The sequence below is a fragment of the Halococcus salifodinae DSM 8989 genome, assembly GCF_000336935.1.
Taxonomy (GTDB): domain Archaea; phylum Halobacteriota; class Halobacteria; order Halobacteriales; family Halococcaceae; genus Halococcus; species Halococcus salifodinae.
In genome coordinates this window covers 40592-55781 of record NZ_AOME01000056.1, presented here as the reverse complement: position 1 = coordinate 55781, position 15190 = coordinate 40592, and the positions used below count along the sequence as shown (strand labels likewise).

Sequence of the window (15190 nt, the reverse complement as noted above, 5' to 3'; positions counted from 1 at the left end):
AACAAGGTTAGAGACTCGCTCTTCTTCCGATGAATAAGCCATCACTGCATTGACACCGAATGAATCTCGAACGCACTAGCCTCATACTATTCGTCTCAAGTGTCGCGTCGAAAATACTCGGATTCGTCGGGTCCGTCTATTTCGCACGAGAACTCGGTCCAGAAATAATCGGGATTTTCGCGTTGGTACAAGCAGTAATCGGAATGCTTGGCGTCCCTGCTGATTTTGGGGTTCAAGGCGCAGCCGAAAAGCGAATCACCGAAACTAACAATCAAATAGAAAAAAATCGACTTTTCACGGCCTCTATTGTCATTCTGGTAGTCGCGTTCATCGTGGTCGTACTCCTCCTCTTTGTCTTTCGTGGGTTCGTCGTACAGTATATTGGTGAACCACTTGTCATCGAATTGTCAGTCATTCTATTCTTGACGATTTTGTACCAACTGCTCACGGCTGTCCTTCGTGCTGAGTTCAAAATCGAGCAGACGGCAGCAATCGATGTCGTGAAAAACACTGTGAGGGTTGCCATATCCATCGGACTGATATTGCTTGGCTACGGCATCTACGCACTGATAACCGGGCTGATGGCGAGTATGGTGATTGGTCTTGGAGCCTCCGTCCTCGTCCTTGGCTTGGGGATAGCACGCCCTGAAAGAGATCACTTTAGGAGTCTCTATGAGTTTTCGAAGTATAATGTGATTTTGAGGACGAGTGGTCTCATTTACACATGGATCGATACACTCATGATTGGTTTTTTCTTGACACAATCTCTCGTTGGTGTCTATGAAGTTGCATGGACCTTGACGGGTGTTGTCGTATTGGCGAGCAAGGCAGTATCTCAGACACTTTTCCCGAATTTCAGCCAGTTCGTTTCAAACGATAATCTTGGTGAGTTAGAACGAACACTGCCGAAAGCGATTTCGTATTCACTGCTCATTCCCATCCCAGCATTCTTTGGGGTATTGTTGCTCTCTCAAGACATTTTATCGATAATTTATGGGTCGGCGTTTTCTGCCGGATGGCTCGTGCTAATTTTGTTGACTGGTGAGAGGGTCATTCACTCCGTCCATACTGTAATCTATAAAACTTTGTTGGCATTCGACAGACCGGATGTAGCGTTTCGAATTTCGGGGCTGACGATGGTTCTCAATGGTGTCTTGAACGCCATACTGATTCCCCAGATAGGGATTGCAGGAGCTGCCTCGGCGTTCGTTATCTCCTACCTTGTGAATAGCATTATATATTATTATTATGTATCTCAGAGAGTGCCCATAGCCCTCCCATCACGGGAAATCGGTTGGATGTTACTATCGTCCATTGTTATGAGCGTAGTAGTTTATTTGATCAGAGAATCGTACAGCATAACTACCGTTCCGGAGCTATCGCTAATTATTGGAATTGCTGTCATCGCATATTGTCTCATGATGTTAGGTAACAGTTCAATTCGAAGACGGATATTTTCGAAAATAGATCGCTCATTCGACCTCCAGTATGGCAGACACGATTAATACAGACGTTCGCCCGCGTTAGTTCGGGAGCCTGTACAGTTCTCACAAGAACCTGTGACAGATTACCGCGAGACGGTTAGCGATACGTCCTCATCCATCGTCGCCTCAACAATATCGCCCGTATATCGGTATGTGTCGACTCCGGTCGTCACGACACCAGAGGCTCTGTTGCCGGAGATCTCGTCGCCGTACCCGATTCCCCTCTCGGGGTAGATGTCGCCGGACACAACGAGTCGATAGCTTACGTAGTCCCCAGTACCTCTGACGGAAATCGTTCCTGCAGAGCGGTCGATATCGATTTGGGCACGGTTGTTGAGTGATGCGCGTTCGATATTCCCTCCCATAGTATAGATATCCCGACCGGTCCCGACGTTGCCAGTGGCGCTCGACCCATCGATGTCGTCCGCACCGTTGATGGCTTTGTAGCCATCGAGCTCACCACTGACCGAAAACTCATAGGTGGTATACGAGCCTTTTCCGTCGATTTTTAGGGTGTGGTCAGAGCCTGTTCGGATTAGCTCGTCGTTGAGATACACGTTAATAGCACCGCTTAGTTCAATATTTGTTATCTCACCGGAAAAGGCATAGATATCCCGTCCGCTTCCAACGCCACCGCTGGCGCTCAGTCCGTTGATACGATCCGGACCGTTGATACCACGGTAGCCGGTGAGATTTCCACTGACTGAGAATTCGTAGGACGTGTACTGCCCTTGTCCATCGAATTCCAGTACGTTCGGTAGCAATTCTGCGCTGGTCACCTCATTACCATTAAGGTATATATCGACATCTCCATCTGCGCTTATATCAGTAACTTCACCAGCGAAAGCATAGCGATCACGACCACTGCTCACACTTCCGGTTGCACTTGATCCACTAATCGTGTCCGGTCCATTGAGACCCTCGTATCCAGAGAGTTCGCCACTGACGGAGAAGGTGTACTCAGCGCTTGAGCCTGTGCCATAGAACGAAAGGACGTTACCTAAATATTTATCCTGTGGTATCACTTCGTCATCGAGATATACCGTGACATCGCCGTCCACATCCATCTGAGTGATCTCTCCAGAGAAGCCATAACTATCAACACCACCGTCACCTCCCTGACCTGTCGCTGTACTCCCGGAAATCGTGTCGTTGGGGTCAATAGTCGCACCTCTTGCGGTACTTTTACCTAGGTCCCCACTCACAGTTAACTGGTATCTAAATCGTCCGCTATTGCTCACAATCGATAGCTCTCGGGGCAAGCTATCGCCTGCAGCCTTGTTCGGTACTGGACAAGAACCACTTGCTGAGAGATTTCGCGTCGTCACCCGACACCCTGGCGAAAGCACCTGCTGGCCGGGCACGTCGATTGTACTGTTTTTCACCACATTGCTTGGAGAATTATACATTTTGACCCCATCGCGATCTGTACCTGTCTGATTGATACAGCAGTCAGCCACTACAGAGTCATCACGTTGGTCGATTCGGATCGCTTCTACCCCGTTCGATCCGCCAGTGATACTGGTGTCGACGACGGTCGCGGTGTGTGGCTCCGGCGGCGGATCACGACTCCCATAGCCTGTCGGTGCGGCTGCGTAGAACCCTCGAATACCATCTTCTTCGACGCTAATACGGCTGTTTTTCACCGTATGGTCTGCACCATCGCTCCCGACGACGACGGCTCCATTGGAGTTCGTGGTCGAGACAATGGATATATCGCAGTCTCGAACTTGCGCCCCGCCGAACCCGAACCGTCCGGCCTCGAAGCGAACGCCACGCGTGTTGAGCGTGTCCTCGGGGTTCGGACTGTCGCTGTTGTCGAGGTCCGCGCTGATGATCGCGTCCTCTACATAGCTACCGTCGCTGCTGAGGCGGACCTGCGTGATATCGTTGTTTCGGAACACACCACCTTCGACCTGAACGACACCGCCGGTTCGACTGCAGTACAGCCCATTGTTGGGAAACCCTTCGAACTGGCAGTTTCTGAGTCTGATAGTCCCCTTATGACTGATACCGATCCAGACACCGACGCGGCCATCTCCCGAATTATACGCGCCCATCCGCCCGTCGTTTTTCGCTACGACGTTTGTGATCGTCCCGTTCCCATCCTCCGAGCGGACGATCGGGCTGAAGGCGTTGGTGACTTGCGGGTTTCCATCACCCTCTCCTCGCGGATCGCTGTTCGGATGGATCCCTTGGCCGATATACTCGATATCATGGATCTCCAGATTGTCGCTCGCACCAAAATGGAGGCCCGGCGTTGCACCCGACGCCCGCAGGTCGAGATCGATATTCTCGAATAGGAGTCCGGTGCCGTCGTCAACCACCAGTACCTTCTCGTTGAGGTTTGACGGAACTGTGAATCGGACATCGCCCTCGCCGACGAAACCCACGTTGGTTTTATCGCCGATATAGTTCTTCTCGGTGAGCTTGTACTCGCCTGGCGGGAACTTCAACAGCGTGTAGTCGTCGGCTGCGTTCCGGATCTCCGCGTCACACGGCTCGTTGCCGTTGGGGTCACAGCCCGCATCCCGCACCATATTCACCGTCTTGTTGAACCTGATCCCACGGCGCTCGACCGCCGCGGCTGCCGTCCCCGACAGGAGTCCGGCCGCCCCCGCGGCACTGCCGGCGAGTTTGAGATACGACCGTCGATCCACCGAAAACGAACCCGCGTCTCGCGCGTTGTTACTGGTACCCGTCCCCTCGTTGCGCTGCATCGATGTATTCCATTAACCTAAAAATCATAAAACTTGTGGCCGATGAACGACATACTCTTCTCAGTTCTACAACTAGATTCTGTTCATATTCACACTATTGTAGTGTTCTGTTCGTTCCGATTTTCCATAACCGACCCGGAAAGCCATGCGGAGTCTCGAACCCTTATCCGGCGACCCGACCTCCCTCCGGTAGCGACCATCAATGGATGTTGCTGGGACGATTCGACACGAAGCGAGCGCGCTGTGGGCCGACGGCAAAGGAAAAGCGTTGGTCACGATCGCGCTCGGCTGGGGCCTGCTGAACGGCACGCGGATGATCTATCCCGTGTTGCTGCCCGCGATCAGCACCGAATACGATCTCACGCTCACCGCCGCCGGATTCTTGGTGACGCTGATCTGGGTTAGCTACGCGATCGGACAGGTGCCTGGTGGTGTCCTCGCCGATCGGTACGGCGAACGAACCGTTCTGCTGGCGAGCGTGGCGATCGTCGCGGTCGCGCTGCTCGTGGTCGTGTTCGCGCCGACAGTCGAACTCCTCTTCGTCGGCACGGCACTCGTTGGGCTCGGGCTCTCGCTCTATCCGGTGGCGCGGATCACCGTTCTCTCGGAGCTCTACCCCGACCGGATCGGGCGCGCTCTCGGCGTCACGATGGCGACGGGCGACACCGGCCAGACGCTCCTCCCGCTGGCTGCCGGTGTCCTCGTCGTGGGTGCGTGGCAGGTCGGCCTCGCCTTCGTCGTGCCGCTGCTCGGTGTGGTCGCACTCTTGCTCGCCCGCACCTCGCTGCCGGCGACCACTCACGAGCGCTCGAACGACGACCTCTCGTTCCAACGGCTCAGGTACGTCCTCGGGGAGCTCCGTCACCCGACGCTCTTGACGATGGGCGTGCTTTTGTTCGTGTACATCGGTGTGTTGCAGACGTTCTCGGCGTTCTATCCGACGTATCTCATCAGCGTCAAGGGCTTCTCGCCGGCGGCGGCGAGCGGTCTGTTCAGCGTGTTCTTTGCCGTCGGCATCGTCGCCAAACCCCTCGCCGGGGTGGCCTACGACGCGATCGGCATCCGTCGCTCGCTCCCGATCGTGTTGGGTGGGGCCGTCGTCGGGTTCGCTCTCCTGCCCGTCCTTGACGGGTTTTGGCCGCTCGCTCTCGATACTGTGCTCATCAGCACGATGCTCGGTTCGGGCGCGATTACCCAGTCGTATCTCTCCGAGACGATTCCACCGGCAATCGAGGGCACGGGGTTGGGGGCGATACGCTCGGGAGCCTCACTGCTGGGATCGACGGGGCCGGTGCTCTTCGGTGCAGTCGCCGAACGTGGCCTCTTCGATACGGGCTATCTGTTGTTGGCGGTCCTGATGGGGCTCGTGACGCTGCTCACGCTCCGACTACCGCGTGATCGAGCAGTCGACACGACCTGATCACATCACAGTATATTACATCATCCGTGACGTCGAATCCACGTCGAACCGGGTCAGTTCGACCTCGCCAGCGATCCACTCGCCGATCTCCGCCTGGAACTGCTGGTAGTGGTCGCTCTCCAAGTGAGTCTCCATTGCGGCCTCATCCTCGTACTGCTCGAAGACGCGGAACACCGACGGCTCCTCGATGTCGGTCGTAACGCGGTAATCGATTGTCCCCGCCTCGGCACGTGACTGCTCGGCCAACTCGATCGCTGCTTCGATCATCTCTTCGCGGTGGTCCATCGCGACCGGAATCGTCGCTTGCAGGACGATCATACACGATACTCCACTCCTCACCGGGATAAACTCTCCCCACGCGGCTCTCCGCACACGTGCTACCGTCCACGATCGCGTTCGGCTCACTCTCCGATTCGGGGACTGGAGGCGGGCGGTCGAGGACCGCCCCGTCTCCCACTGATGCAACGCGAGACACGCCGATGATGGGGGTAGCATCATCCCCGTGCCCGCTCGTTCGGAGGCCGGCCGGACGCCTGAATCAACTGCTTGCAACTCCCGGGCTCCCGTTCTCACTCGCAGGGGATCGGCGATAGCGTACGTCGAACGACATCGCGGCGGATCGGGCCGTCCGGTCGTGACGGGGATCTCGTGTCTCGCAGCGGTTCCCTCCCCATACTCCGACCGAGACTCCCTCTCGTGGCCGGTTCGATCCGTCGAACCGAACGTTCTTTGCGGCGTCGAACGGAAGGCCGCGGGAACTCCTCCCGATGAACACCTGGCAGCGTCGGACTGCGTACTCCTTGCTCGGACTTGCGGTGTTGATGCTCGCCTACGCGCTCGTGTACGACTATGGGATGAGTGCCTTCGAGAACGAGCCTGAGACGTTCCTCCACTCGCTCCAGGTCGTCGTCGAGACGTTCACGACGACCGGATTCGGCTCGGACGCGGGGTGGAAGAGTCCGGTGATGAACGTGCTGGTGATCCTGATGGACCTCACCGGCGTGGCGCTCATCTTCCTCGCGCTCCCGGTGGTCGTGTTCCCGCTGCTCGACGAGACCCTCTCGCGGAGCGCTCCGACGGCGATCGAGGACGCCGATCACGTCGTCATCTGTAACTACACCCCACGCGGACGGACCCTGATCGAAGAACTCGACAGTCGGGACGTCGCCTACGTCGTGATCGAACCCGACCGCGACCGAGCGGACGAACTCCACGAGGAGGGTGTCCGGGTGGTCCACGGCGATCCCGAAGCCCCCGAAACGCTCGAACGGGTCGACCTCGGGGCGGCGCGGGCGCTGGTCGCGGACGCCGCCGACGAGCAGAACGCCTCGATCGCGCTCGCGGCCGCCGACACCGCCGACACACGGATCATCACGTTCGTCGAGGACGCCACGGTGGCCGACTACCACCGGTATGCGGGCGCGGACGAGGTCTTCTCACCGCGTCGACTCGTCGGCGAGAGCCTCGCGGACACGGTCACGACAGCGATCTCCACCGAACTGGGCGACGTGATCGAGATCGCTGGCGACTTCGAGATCGCCGAGCTACCGATCCAGACGGGCAGCGATCTCGACGGGGTGCGAATCGCCGAGAGCGCGATCACCGAGCGCACCGGCGCGAACGTGGTCGGCGCGTGGCTCCGCGGCGAGTTCGTCAGCCCGCCAGCCCCGAGCGACCGGATCGACGAACATTCGATCCTGCTGGTCGCGGGCCGCGAAGCAGAGCTCGAACGACTCAAGAATCTGACCCTCTCTGACACCCGCTCACGCCGGCGTGGGCGGGTCGTCATCGTCGGGTTCGGCGAAGTCGGGACCACGGTGTACGAGGCGGTCTCGCGGGCGGGGATCGAGACCGTCGTCGTCGACCACGAGGACGACCCGGCCGTCGATGTCGTCGGTGATGCCGTCGACAAGGCCACGTTCCGGGCGGCGGGGATCGACGACGCGAACGCGGTGGTGCTCGCGCTGCCGGACGACACGCTCACCGTGTTCGCCACGCTGGTCATCCGCGAGCTCGCGCCCGATGTCGAGATCATCGCCCGCGCACAGGAGACCGCGGGCATCCGGAAGCTCTACCGGGCGGGTGCGGACTACGTGCTCGCGCTCGCCACCGTCAGCGGCCGGATGCTCGCCTCCACGATCCTCGACGAGGACGTGATGAGCTTCGACAAACAGATCGAGGTCGTCCGAACGCAGTGTCCCGCACTCGGCGGCCAGACCCTCCGCGAAGCCGACATCCGAGCACGGACCGGCTGTACCGTGATCGCGGTCGAGCGCAACGGCGACGTCCGGACCGAGATCGGGCCCGCGTTCGAACTCCGGGCCGACGACGATCTCGTGCTGGTCGGGACCGACGCGGCCATCAACCGGTTCGCCGCGCGCTTCGAGTGACCGGCCGGATGGCTACTGCTCGGGCGACCGCTCGGCACGCATGGTTCGGCGTAGCCGTTCTTGATAGATATCGGACGGCTACAGTTCAGTTTCCGTACACCTCGGTCTCGGGGTTGAAATCGCGCCACGCGAAGAAGAACATCGGCGAGGCGTCGTTGGCCCGCGAGAGCTGCGTCCCCTCGTGGGGGCCGTCGACCGCCTCGCCGGTGGCGCGCCGCCATCGTGAGCCGTCGGCGCGTATCGCGTCTGCGCCCGCGGGCTCGAACGACAGTACGTCCCCGTCGACGCGGCGCTCGTAGGCGACGAGTGCGTCGCCCGGGTCAGTCGTGACGACCACCGGGAGGCCGCCGACGCGATCGTTGATCACGCCCTCGTTCGTGATCGTATCGAACGGGTAGGCGCGCGCCATCCCGTCGTGGGCGATGCCGATGACGTCGGCCTTCGGATGGAGTTTTCCCTCGAACTCCTCGCCACCGATGCCGATCCGGTGGGACTCGCCGTATCCAGCGTAGGGGTCGCGGGTGTAATCGCGCGGTCTCGCATTGCCCACCGACCCGGAGGTTGGCGGTGGGAGCAGGACCTCCGTTTCAGGATGCGCCTCGCGCCACGCACTCCACGCCGTCAGCGTCGATGGAACCAGCGAGAGGCTTTCGCCCGTCTTCGGCCCGCGGATGGCGGTCGCCATGATCTGACTCCAGAGGCTGTCGGTCGCGCGGTCGTACATCACGAGATCGCTGTTCCAGAGGAAGCCCGAAACGCCGAAGACCGTCTCCTCATTATCCACTCGGCGCTCGGCGGTGAGCCCGCTGCCACACAGCGGACAGTACGTCACGAGGAGCGGCCCGTCGAACTCTCCGTCGGACTCGGTCCGACGTGCCTTCGAGCGCGGCTCGAAGACGTCGTTGACGATCTCGTGCCAGTTGAGGATCGCGAGCGGGTACGCCCGCGCCTCGCCGTCGCGCTTGACGCCGATCACACGCTCGTTTGGATCGAGCTCTACCGCGAACTCGCTCCAGTCGGTTCCGAACGCGGGATCGGTGATCGCCGGGATCGCGTCCTCCGCCGCGCCGCGGTCGAGTTCGCTTCGGGGGACGGGGAGTTCGACGTCGCCAGCTTGTCGGGGCACGCTGGCTGCCGTTCCGCCGGTGGCGGTCGCGTTGCTCGCTCGCTCGGTGGCCGCTGGAGTGTCGGTGGCCTCCCGGGTGTCGGTCGCCCCGTCCGTCCCACTGGGGTCGGAGCGGCCGGCGAGACCCGAACAGCCCGCAAGCGCGGCGATCGTCCCCCCGGTGAGCGCGGTCAGATAGCGGCGACGATCCATGACTATCGTTATCGACCACTGGAGTTAACGAACGCGGGATTGTGCGTCCCGTTCTCACACGCGCTACACGGCTATGAAGCCGCTTCTCCAAGGGCAGGTATGAAACGGTACACTCGCCGGCGCGTCCTCGGTGCGGGTGGAGGGGTCGCGCTCTCCGCGCTCGCTGGCTGTGCGGGCGTTCTCGGCGGTGCGGGTGGGGCGGACACCAGAGAGATCGACACCGTCGCGGTCGCCGGCTCGCCGGGCGAGGCGGTAGCGATCCAACCCCAGGAACGGGTGTCGTTGCTCGATTTCTTCGGAACGTGGTGTGCGCCCTGCAAGCCCCAGATGGCACACCTCCGGACGGTCGACGAGCGGTTCCCCGACCTCCACCTGCTCTCGATCACGTGGGAGAGTGAGGAGGCCGTGGTGGCCGACTTCTGGCGGGAGTACGAGGGAACGTGGCCGGTCGCGCTCGATCCCGAGGTCCGCACCGGCGAGCGCTACGGCGTCCGGCGCATCCCGACACTGCTCGTGCTTGCAGCAGACGGCACCGAGACGTGGCGACACGTCGGACTCGCCGCTGCCGACACCATCGTCACGGAAGTCGAACGCGCGATCGAGGCGGGATGATCGATCTCGCGGAACTCCGCCTCGGGTTCGCGTTCACTGCCGGCGCGGCAACCTTCTTCGCGCCGTGTGCATACCCGCTGCTCCCGGGATACGTCGCCTACTATCTCGGCAGCGACGTCGACGACGAAAGGGAGCGAGACGGCGAAAGCGAGAAACGCGGGGAGCGTGTGGAAAGCGAGGACGAAAGCGGAGCGTCGGCCGGGGCAGCGACGGCGTCGCGGCTGCGCCGGGCAGCGGTCGTTGGCGTGCTCGTGAGCCTCGGGTTCGTGCTGGTCTACGGCGCGCTTGCCGGAGTCGTGGCGTCGGTCGGAACTCAGGTGCTCGCGAACGTGGTCCTGCTCGAACTCGTCGTCGGCGCGTTGCTCGTGCTCCTCGGCACCGCGATGGCGCTCGGCCGCGGACCGACCCTCCATGTCGCGTTCCCGGAGCGCCGGCGCTCGCCCCTCGCGTTCGTGGGGTTCGGGATCGTCTACGCCGCCGCAGCCGCCGGCTGTACCGCGCCGGTGTTCATCGCGGTCGCGCTGACGGCGCTGTCGAGCGGCCCGGCCACCGCGTTCGTCACGCTCGGCGCGTACGCCGCCGGAATGAGCGTGCTGATAATCGCGATTACGGCGCTGTCAGCGCTCGGTCGCGAGGCCGTCCTTCGTCGGTTGCCGCGGCCACGGACGGTCTCGCGGGTCGCGGGCGTGTTCCTCGTGGCGGCCGGCCTCGCCCAGGTCTATCTGTTCCTCTTCCGGTTCGGGGGACTCGCGCTGCTCGGTCTGAAATGACGGCGGAACGGGTTTGACGATGGCGCGTGTGGCGGGGATATGGCCGGGATCGTCTTCTTCCAGACGGTAGCACTCGATCGGATGGTCGACTTTTACACCGAGCGACTGGACGCGTCGGTGTGGCTCGAACAGACCGGCTGTACGATCCTCCGTCATGAGAACCTCCTGCTCGGGTTCTGTGGCGGCGACACACCCGAAACCGAGGGGATGATCACGCTGTTCTACGACGACCGGTCCGGGGTCGACGAGATGTACGACCGTCTCGAAGATCGGGCACACGGAAGCCCGGCAGTGAACGAGGAGTACGACATCTACCAGTTCTTCGCCGACGATCCGGAGGGTCGAACGCTCGAGTTCCAGACGTTCCTCCATCCGATCGACCCGTACTGAATGCGGACGTCCGACCGCGGCGTACCGGAACACCGTCATCGTCGGGCCGTTCGTTACCAGTTCCCACAAAACATATGCCACCTGTCGGATCATGGGTTGGCATGCCCTCCCACACGCGTTCCGCGGCCGTCATCGCTCTCGCGCTCCTCGTGATCCTCGCCGGCTGTGGCGGGATGGGTGGCGGTGGCGACGCGGCCGGTGGCGGGGACGGTGCAAGTGGCGTGAACGCCAGCGGCGGTGGGGCGAGCGTCAGTAGCGCCGAGAGCGGCGGCGGCGGGGCCGAAACCGCCGCAGCCTCTGTGGACGGCTCGGCGGCCACCGATGCGGAGGCCGGCAACGAGCAGGCACTCCAGCCCCGCCGCGCGATCATCAGGACGGGCCACGTCCGCCTCGACGTCGAGAACTTCAGCACGGCGCAACGAAACGTCACGACTGCGACACGGCGGCTGGGCGGCTACGTCAGCGGGTCGAGCCAGTCGACGCGTGGCGAGAACGGCAACCGGACCGCTGGCCAGCTCGTCGTCCGCGTGCCGAGCCGGAACTTCTCCGCGCTCTACGATCGGATCCAGGCGACCGGAACGGTGCTGAGTGCCCGCACGAATTCGAGCGACGTGACCGAGAAGCTGGTCGACCTCGAAGCCCGTCTCGAAAACCTCCGGGCGCAGCGTCAGCGCCTTCGCAATCTCTACGAGAACGCGAGCGACACCGAGGCCGTTCTCAAGGTTCAGGAACGCCTTTCGAACACCCAATCAGAGATCGAACGCCTCGAAGCCCAGCTCCAGTCGCTCCGCGGCCAGGTCGCTCTCTCGACGATCACGGTCGAACTCACCGAACCCGCCGACGATCCGGTCGTCGCCGGGGCGTGGTACGACAGCGGCGTGCTGGATGCGTTCCTGTCCTCGATCGGCGGCGTCGTGACGACGCTCCGGGCGGCGGTCGTCGGGCTCGCGTATCTCGCGCCGTACCTCTTGGTCTTTGGCGTCCCGCTCGCGCTCGGCTATCTCGCGTACCGACGGCGAACGGCGACGTCCGCGAGCGCCGAGTGAGTTCGGTTCGGGTCGATGCTGATCGGAGTGGCGTTTTTGCCCGTAGCGCTCCGAGGGGGGATATGGGAGGTGACGACCCAGTCGCCGCACCTGCTGGCGACCCGGGGCGGTCGAGCGAGTCGACCGAGACCGCCGCTCGCGACGCATGCCCGGTCTGTGGCGTACGATTCGCTCTCGATTCACGATGCGGGTCTCATGGTTAACCTGCTCGACAACGAGCGCTACCGGCGGGTGTGTTTCGAGCCAGGTACCGACGCCGACGGCACGTCGCTGATTCGGTTCTACCACCACACCCACGATCAGGCGGCGCTCGACGCCTGACCGCGGCCCGATCGGCTTGCGGGTGTCGCTACTCGTGGCCCGACACCTGCACCGGCTCGTAGGGCTCCTCTAAATACTCGATGTCGCTGTCCGACAGCGAGATGTCGAGCGCCGCGACGGCCTGTTCCAGATGCTCGACGCTCGTGGTGCCGACGATCGGCGCGTCGACGTGCTCCTTGTGGAGCAGCCACGAGAGCGCGATCTGGGCCATCGTGACGTCCTTCTCGGCGGCGAGTTCCGCGACGCGTTCGTTGATCGCCTGGCCACCACCTTCGCGGTAGGGGTGTTCGTAGAGATGTTCCTCGCTCGCACCGCGTGCGGTGGCGTCGATCTCCTCGTGAGGGCGGGTGAGATACCCGCGCGCGAGCGGCGACCACGGGAGCACGCCGACGTTTTCTTCCTGTGTGAGCGGCAGCATCTCGCGCTCCTCCTCGCGGTAGACGAGGTTGTAGTGGTTCTGCATCGTCTGGAAGCGTTCGAGGGCCGCCGAACGGCTGGTGTGGAGCGCGTCGGCGAACTGGTGGGCCCACATCGAGGAGCCGCCGATGTAGCGCACCTTTCCGCGGCGCACGGCGTCGTCGAGTGCCCGAAGTGTCCCCTCGATCGGCGTGTCGTCGTCCCACCGATGGGTCTGATAAAGATCGACGGTGTCCATCCCCAGCCGGTCGAGACTGTTCTCCAGCTCCTGTTCGATCGCCTTGCGCGAGAGGCCCTGGGCGTTGGGATCGTCGCCCATCGGATGATAGACTTTGGTGGCGACCACCTGCTCGTCGCGGTCGTACCCCTCCAAGGCATTGCCGAGCACCCGCTCGCTCTCGCCCTGGGAGTACATGTTCGCCGTATCGAAGAAGTTGATCCCGAGGTCGATCGCGCGCTCGATGATCTCCTCGCTCTCCTCCTCGTCGAGCACCCAGTCGCGCCACTCGGGGGTCCCGAAGCTCATACAGCCCAGACAGATCCGGCTTACCTCCATCCCTGTCGAGCCGAGGGTCGTGTACTCCATGCGAAGAGCACACACCCACTCAGTAAAAGTCCAGTGCTGGCAGCCATCCGTCGTGGACGATCCACGCCACACCGCATTCGTGTCTTGAGTTCTGAAACGTCACAGTGGTCATGATCGCCTCGAAAACCCGGAGCGATAGCCTGTCGGTCGAACGCACACCCGACGGTCCCCGGCTTGTCGTCTCGCGCGAGATCGACGCGACGCCCGATGTCGCCTGGAGCCTGCTCACCGACACCCACCGGTGGCCGGAGTGGGGGCCGTCGATCGTCGGTGTCACGAGTGAGAATCGGTTCGTCCAGGCCGGAACCCGTGGTCACGTCCGGACGATCGGCGGACTCGAACTCCCTTTCCGGGTGACCGAATGCGCTAATCGCCGGTGGGCGTGGCGGGTCGCTGGCGTTCCGGCCACCGGCCATCGAGTCGAACCGCTCGGGGCAGGCTGTCGCGCTGTATTCGAGGTGCCGCCGCTCGCGGCTCCGTACGCACTCGTCTGCCGGCGCGCGCTCGCGAGCATCGATCGACTCGCACGGAACACGTGAGTCGCGTCCCCCGACGGGTCGGCGGCCGTGCGTGGCTTACTGCTCGGCCAGAAGGAGATCGCTTACCGCGTGGAGGTCTTCTTCGAGCCCGTCGCCGTCGCAGTCGTCGGTCGGACACGCGAATCGCCACCCGTCGGTGGTCGCTGTTCGCTCCGGAAACCGCTCGCCGCAGACCTCACAGAACAGCTGTTCGTCCGAGCAGCCGTCCCGATGGAGTTCGAGTTCGAGCTCGCTCGTGAACGTCCGCTTGCAGTTCCGGCAGGTGTAGGCCATACTTGCCGAATCATTCCCCAGGGATATATCGGCACCGCTTTTGGACGGCTGAGCGACACGAACCCCGCTCGGAACAGCGATTGCCAACCGCGGGGTTTTGCCTCTTCGACCCGGAGCGTGACCATGTCGACGTACGAGCGCGAGACGTACGTGCGTGCCCCGTTCGAAGACGTCTGGCGGTTTCACTCGACGCTCGACGGGCTAGAGGCGCTGACGCCCGACTTCACGAACCTCCGGGTGGAGGCCTCGCGCGGGCCGGACGGCGAGCCCGATCCCGAGGTGCTGGAAGCCGGTGCGGAAGCCGACCTCTCGCTGCAGCCTGGTGGTGTCGGCCCTCGACAGGGCTGGACCACCCGGATCGTCCAACGCGACCGCAAGGACGGGGCCGGCCTGTTCCGCGACGAGATGATCGGCGGCCCGTTTCGACGCTGGGTTCACACCCACAGCTTCTACGCCGACGGCGGCGGGACCCACGTCCGCGACCGCGTGGAGTATCAGCTCCCGTTCGGTGACCTCGGTCAGCTCGCCGGGCCGTTCGCGGTCGTCGGCTTCGAACCGATGTTTCAGTATCGCCACCGTGAGACCAAGAAGCTGCTCGAATGAGGCTGCGGACGGCCACGACGCGCCGCTATCGGTCGAAAGTCGAACATCTGGAGTCGGTGTTCTGAACCAATGATTGGCGACGACAACCAGCGTGTCCACGCGAATCCCGGTGCAAATGAGTACCGCAGGCCACACCCTCCCCAGCCGACTCCCTCGCTCGTTCGCTTCGCTCACTCCGCTCATCCACCGTCAGAGCGCCGCTCTGACGAGCCTGCACTCGCTTCGCTCACGGCTCACGTTCGTTCGCCGTTCGCATCGAGGTGCTCCCTACGGTCGCACCTCGCACCGCTCGCGCAGACCT

Annotated in this window: 15 protein-coding genes; 10 read left to right on the top strand and 5 right to left on the bottom strand. The window is 62.4% G+C overall.

Annotated elements, in window-relative coordinates; translation table 11 throughout:
• The first annotated feature begins 59 nt into the window (after window positions 1-59).
• Window positions 60-1505, top strand: a complete 1446-nt coding sequence (locus tag C450_RS11345; protein WP_005043546.1) for a flippase — start codon at window positions 60-62, stop codon at window positions 1503-1505.
• 62 nt (window positions 1506-1567) lie between these two features.
• Here the strand turns inward: C450_RS11345 and C450_RS11340 are convergent, their stop codons facing one another.
• Window positions 1568-4204, bottom strand: coding sequence for a hypothetical protein (locus tag C450_RS11340; protein WP_005043545.1), 2637 nt, complete (start codon window positions 4202-4204; stop codon window positions 1568-1570).
• 202 nt (window positions 4205-4406) lie between these two features.
• Here C450_RS11340 and C450_RS11335 point away from each other — a divergent pair, with 202 nt between their 5' ends.
• Window positions 4407-5624: an MFS transporter gene (locus C450_RS11335; RefSeq protein ID WP_005043544.1), complete on the top strand. Its 1218-nt coding sequence runs from the start codon at window positions 4407-4409 to the stop codon at window positions 5622-5624.
• 15 nt (window positions 5625-5639) lie between these two features.
• Here the strand turns inward: C450_RS11335 and C450_RS11330 are convergent, their stop codons facing one another.
• Window positions 5640-5942: a putative quinol monooxygenase gene (locus tag C450_RS11330; protein ID WP_005043543.1), complete on the bottom strand. Its 303-nt coding sequence runs from the start codon at window positions 5940-5942 to the stop codon at window positions 5640-5642.
• A 449-nt stretch (window positions 5943-6391) separates the two neighbouring features.
• Between C450_RS11330 and C450_RS11325 the strand changes: the two genes are divergently transcribed.
• Window positions 6392-8014 (top strand): potassium channel family protein, encoded by a 1623-nt coding sequence (locus tag C450_RS11325; RefSeq protein ID WP_005043542.1) that lies wholly within the window; start codon window positions 6392-6394, stop codon window positions 8012-8014.
• An 85-nt stretch (window positions 8015-8099) separates the two neighbouring features.
• Here C450_RS11325 and C450_RS11320 read toward each other — a convergent pair whose 3' ends face one another.
• The gene (locus C450_RS11320; protein ID WP_005043540.1) at window positions 8100-9332 is read right to left on the bottom strand and encodes a DUF3179 domain-containing protein; all 1233 of its coding nucleotides are present in this window, start codon (window positions 9330-9332) and stop codon (window positions 8100-8102) included.
• A gap of 99 nt (window positions 9333-9431) precedes the next feature.
• Here C450_RS11320 and C450_RS11315 point away from each other — a divergent pair, with 99 nt between their 5' ends.
• The 5 genes from C450_RS11315 (at window position 9432) to C450_RS23210 (ending at window position 12471) form a co-directional block, all read left to right on the top strand.
• A complete protein-coding gene (locus C450_RS11315) occupies window positions 9432-9944 on the top strand; it encodes a TlpA family protein disulfide reductase (RefSeq protein ID WP_005043539.1) in 513 nt (170 codons plus the stop codon).
• Window positions 9941-10714 (top strand): cytochrome c biogenesis CcdA family protein, encoded by a 774-nt coding sequence (locus tag C450_RS11310; protein ID WP_005043538.1) that lies wholly within the window; start codon window positions 9941-9943, stop codon window positions 10712-10714. The genes C450_RS11315 and C450_RS11310 overlap by 4 nt, the downstream gene beginning before the upstream one ends.
• Before the next feature lie 39 nt (window positions 10715-10753).
• A complete protein-coding gene (locus C450_RS11305) occupies window positions 10754-11104 on the top strand; it encodes a hypothetical protein (RefSeq protein WP_005043536.1) in 351 nt (116 codons plus the stop codon).
• Window positions 11105-11205: 101 nt separating this feature from the next.
• Window positions 11206-12150: a DUF4349 domain-containing protein gene (locus tag C450_RS11300; RefSeq protein WP_005043535.1), complete on the top strand. Its 945-nt coding sequence runs from the start codon at window positions 11206-11208 to the stop codon at window positions 12148-12150.
• A gap of 195 nt (window positions 12151-12345) precedes the next feature.
• Window positions 12346-12471, top strand: a complete 126-nt coding sequence (locus C450_RS23210; RefSeq protein WP_275039278.1) for a hypothetical protein — start codon at window positions 12346-12348, stop codon at window positions 12469-12471.
• A 28-nt stretch (window positions 12472-12499) separates the two neighbouring features.
• Here C450_RS23210 and C450_RS11295 read toward each other — a convergent pair whose 3' ends face one another.
• Window positions 12500-13474, bottom strand: a complete 975-nt coding sequence (locus C450_RS11295; RefSeq protein WP_005043533.1) for an aldo/keto reductase — start codon at window positions 13472-13474, stop codon at window positions 12500-12502.
• 110 nt (window positions 13475-13584) lie between these two features.
• On the opposite strand from C450_RS11295, the gene C450_RS11290 reads away from it, so the two are divergent.
• Complete coding sequence (locus C450_RS11290) at window positions 13585-14013, top strand: SRPBCC family protein (protein WP_005043531.1); 429 nt, start codon at window positions 13585-13587, stop codon at window positions 14011-14013.
• A 36-nt stretch (window positions 14014-14049) separates the two neighbouring features.
• Here the strand turns inward: C450_RS11290 and C450_RS11285 are convergent, their stop codons facing one another.
• Window positions 14050-14286 carry a hypothetical protein gene (locus C450_RS11285; protein WP_005043530.1) on the bottom strand — a complete coding sequence of 79 codons (237 nt, stop codon included), beginning with the start codon at window positions 14284-14286 and terminating at the stop codon, window positions 14050-14052.
• Window positions 14287-14409: 123 nt separating this feature from the next.
• On the opposite strand from C450_RS11285, the gene C450_RS11280 reads away from it, so the two are divergent.
• The gene (locus C450_RS11280; RefSeq protein ID WP_005043529.1) at window positions 14410-14889 is read left to right on the top strand and encodes an SRPBCC family protein; all 480 of its coding nucleotides are present in this window, start codon (window positions 14410-14412) and stop codon (window positions 14887-14889) included.
• Window positions 14890-15190: the final 301 nt, after the last annotated feature.